General features: G+C 60.8%; 2 protein-coding genes and 2 pseudogenes. 2 read left to right on the top strand and 2 right to left on the bottom strand.

Going from position 1 to position 3,670, the window contains the following annotated elements; genetic code table 11:
- Both WBV42_RS03650 and WBV42_RS03645 read right to left on the bottom strand, forming a co-directional pair.
- Positions 1 to 286: pseudogene (locus WBV42_RS03650) on the bottom strand (fumarylacetoacetate hydrolase family protein); the annotation flags it as partial.
- A 4-nt stretch (positions 287 to 290) separates the two neighbouring features.
- Positions 291 to 1,082, bottom strand: a pseudogene (locus WBV42_RS03645) (SDR family oxidoreductase).
- Between the two features lie 128 nt (positions 1,083 to 1,210).
- Between WBV42_RS03645 and WBV42_RS03640 the strand changes: the two are divergent.
- Together WBV42_RS03640 and pdxA are read left to right on the top strand one after the other, a co-directional pair.
- Positions 1,211 to 2,545 carry a DUF362 domain-containing protein gene (locus WBV42_RS03640; protein WP_423984831.1) on the top strand — a complete coding sequence of 445 codons (1,335 nt, stop codon included), beginning with the start codon at positions 1,211 to 1,213 and terminating at the stop codon, positions 2,543 to 2,545.
- A 26-nt stretch (positions 2,546 to 2,571) separates the two neighbouring features.
- Positions 2,572 to 3,594 carry a 4-hydroxythreonine-4-phosphate dehydrogenase PdxA gene (gene pdxA, locus WBV42_RS03635; RefSeq protein WP_423984830.1) on the top strand — a complete coding sequence of 341 codons (1,023 nt, stop codon included), beginning with the start codon at positions 2,572 to 2,574 and terminating at the stop codon, positions 3,592 to 3,594.
- Positions 3,595 to 3,670: the final 76 nt, after the last annotated feature.

Genomic DNA, 3,670 nt, shown 5'->3' with positions numbered 1-3,670 from the left:
CGGGTTCCGTCGGACTGTCTTCGTTCAGGTCGGACGCGTGGTCGGCGTAATTCAGCCCGATTCCCCAGAGCTTCCCCGGTCGTTCGAGCGGCGCGGTGAACGCGAGGTCCGCCGCCGAAACGCGACTCGCCGCCACCTCATCCGGCGATGGGAGTGTGCCAGCGGCCGCCAACGGAAGCGCGTCCCGGATGCTCTCCAGCGATGGATCGGCGGACGAGAGCGGAACGAACCCGTCCTCGTCGCCGAGCAGCGGTCTGCCGTCGATGGTTCGTGCAAGTCGTGTCATATGACTATAAATTGGATGCGCCCTGTCCGCCGTCGACCGGGATGGCAACCCCGTTGAGGAAACTCGACTGCTCCTACGAGAGATACGCGACGAGGTCACCGAGTTCCATCGGGTCGCCGATACGACCGAGCGGATTGATGTCGCCCTTCGCGTCGAGACCTTCCCCTTAGCTCCCGTATTCACCTCTGTCGACGGCCGCCTGAATGAGTTCACGCTGTCGGGCGGTCTCGTGCGGCGCCGGGAGAACCGCGTTCGACCGCACTTCCGGCGCGAGTTCCTTCGAGAGCGTCTTCTCGAGGCCGATAACACCCATACGGACGGCGTTCGAGAGGACGAGCGATGGTATCGCCTCCTTGACGCTTCGTGAGGTGATGGTGACAATAGTGCCGCCGCCGTCTTCACGGAGATATGGGGCCGCTTCGCGGACGAGACGGACGACACTCATTACCAGCAGGTCGAACGCGTCGTACCAGTCGTCGTCGTCTATCTCCATGAAAGTGCCGCTCGGCGGACCACCGGCGTTGGTCACGAGATGGTCGATTCCGCCGAACTCCTCGACAGTCCTGTCGACGAGATGTTCGATGTCCTCGGGGTTCGTAAGGTCACCTTGGACGGCAAGAACGCTCCCAGTGGCGACGGATTCGACGTCCTCCACTGCCTCCGCGAGACGGTCCTCGCTTCGCCCGTTGATGATGACGTTCGCACCCTCCATCGCGAGCGCCTTAGCGGACGCTTTTCCGAGCCCGCTACTCGATGCGGTAACGAGCGCTACATTCCCATTAATTTCATAGTCCATGTTAGACGATGAGTATGCATAACTGCACGTATATAATGTTTTGCCAAACGGTCCCATTCGACCGGTTTTCCGCAACTGTCGGTCGGATGTGGGACAGAATTAAGCGCATTCTTCGTAGATGTATACGCATGACGGAATTCGAGATACCTGACGCAGAAACGATGGAGGATGTCAACGATATCGACATCGAGGCGTTTCCCCAGTTCGCCTTCGTGGAACGCCACAGAAATCCCCCACAAATCGACGACGTAACGGCGGCCACACGCGAGACGGTCGGTGATATCCCCGCCTTCGACGAACTGCCCGCTGGGGCGGAAGTGGCTATCACGGCGGGGAGTCGTGGTATCCACGACATGCCGGAACTCATCGAGGCGGCGGTCACCGAACTTCAAGACCGGGGCTTCGAACCGTTCGTGTTCCCCGCGATGGGAAGCCACGGAGGAGCGACCCCTGAGGGCCAACGTGGTGTCCTCGCCGAATACGGAATCACGGAAGAACGACTCGACTGTGAGATACGCGACTCCATGGCCGTCGAGTCCGTTACCGAGGACGCTGTCGGCCGTCCTGTCCCCGTCTCGACCGTTGCGCTCGACGCCGACGCGGTGCTGGTCGCCAACCGCGTGAAGTTGCATACGGACTTCCGTAACGAGATCGAATCGGGGCTGACGAAGATGACTGTCGTCGGCCTCGGAAAACAGCGCGGCGCGGAAGAGATGCACAACGCCGCCATCGACCGTGGCCTCGACACCGTCGTTCAGGAACGCGCCGACCTCATCTTCCAGCACGTTCCCGTCGTCGGGGGCATCGCTCTCGTGGAGAACGCTCGTGATCGCGCCGCACATATCGAGGGTGTCGCCGTCGAAGACATCCCCGGCCGTGAACCGGAGCTCCTCGAACGCTCCAAACGACTCTTCCCAGGGCTTCCCGTCGACCAACTCGACGTCCTCATCGTCGACGAAATCGGCAAGGACGTTTCCGGTACTGGCATGGACACCAACGTCGTCGGTCGGTACAACTTTCTCGACGAGGAGGAACCGGAGAAACCGGACGTACGACGGATTTACCTCCGCGGTATCACCGACGTGTCTCACGGAAACGGTATCGGAATGGGTCTGGCCGACTTCGTTCACGAGAACGTCGTGGAGACGGTCAATCTCACAGACACCTACCTGAACACAGTGACGAGCGGCGAGCCATCGCGCGCCTTCATCCCGATGATCTCACCGTCGGACCGTACCGCCTTGTTGCTCGCGTATTCGATGACTGGCGTTCGTGACCCCGCCGACCTTCGTATCGGGTACATCAAAAACACCCTCGAACCCGACGAACTCTACGTTTCCGAACCTGTCGCGCGGGAACTCTTAGAACGCGACGATATCGACGTCGGAGGTCATCGGGAACTCGCGTTCGATGGCGGTGGCGATTTCGCGTTCGGATTCGAAGACAGAGACGGGAAAAAGTAAAGCGGACACGCCACAATCGTCTGACAATGGAAGAAAAATCGGTGTTAGCAGTGACCATGGGAGACCCGGCAGGCGTCGGTGCGGAAGTCATCGTCGGAGCGTATCATACGGGACACGAGGACGCCGACCTATTGGTGGTGGGTGACGCTGCTGTCGTCCGTAAGGCCGTAGAAGTCACCGGCGCAGACGTAGACGTTCGGTCCGTCTCCGACGTGACCGACGCCCGTTTCGAAGTCGGGACACTGGACGTGCTCAACCTGAATCCCATCGAGAGTCACGAGTGGGGAATCCTTCGGAAGGAGAACGGGGTCGCGAGTTTGGCGTACGTCGAGCGTGCGATCGACCTCGCCGTCGACGGTGACGTAGACGGCATTGTCACCGCCCCGATAAACAAGCAGGCGACGCGGATGGCAGGGAGCGAACACGCTGGTCACACGGGACTTCTCGCGAGTCGCACCGGCGTCGATGACTATTCGATGATGCTCATCGAATCCGATCTCCGCGTCACGCACGTCAGCACGCACGTTCCCCTCCGGGAGGCTTGCGACCTCGTGACCACGGAGAACGTCCTCGACACCATCCGGGTCACACGGGAGGGCCTCCTTGACCTAGGTCTTTCGGAGCCGCGAATCGCCGTCGCGGGGTTGAACCCGCACGCGAGCGACGGTGGACTTCTCGGGGATGAAGAGCGAACCGAAATCGAACCCGCAGTCGAACGAGCACGCGAGGAGGGTATCGATGTCGAAGGCCCCGAGTCACCCGACACGATCTACGTACAGGCCGCTCGGGGAAGGTACGACTGCGTCGTCTCGATGTACCACGACGAGGGTCACATCCCAATCAAGATGCTCGGATTCAGCGAGGGAGGAGAGGTCAGCGGTGTCAACATGACCATCGGACTCCCTATCGTCCGGACCAGCGTCGATCACGGCACCGCCTTCGACATCGCGGGCGAAGGTATCGCCTCCCCTCGAAGCATGGAGGATGCAATCGAAGCGGCCACGAAAGCGGTCGAAAACCGACGGACACGCGGCAACCACAGGGTGTGATATCGGTTCCAACAGAACGCTTCTATGGGAGTCGATCGGAACAGTTCGAAACCGACTGAGTCACCCTCGCCGACAG

Origin of the sequence: Haladaptatus sp., from assembly GCF_049589095.1 — an archaeon.
Taxonomy (GTDB): Archaea; Halobacteriota; Halobacteria; order Halobacteriales; family Haladaptataceae; genus Haladaptatus.
This window is presented reverse-complemented; position numbering and strand designations above follow the sequence as displayed.

What these genes read in the sequence shown, in the direction of transcription:
- pdxA (WP_423984830.1), top strand. Translation starts at nt 2,572, where the DNA reads ATGGAAGAAAAATCGGTGTTAGCAGTGACCATGGGAGACCCGGCAGGC.
- WBV42_RS03640 (WP_423984831.1), top strand. Translation starts at nt 1,211, where the DNA reads ATGACGGAATTCGAGATACCTGACGCAGAAACGATGGAGGATGTCAAC.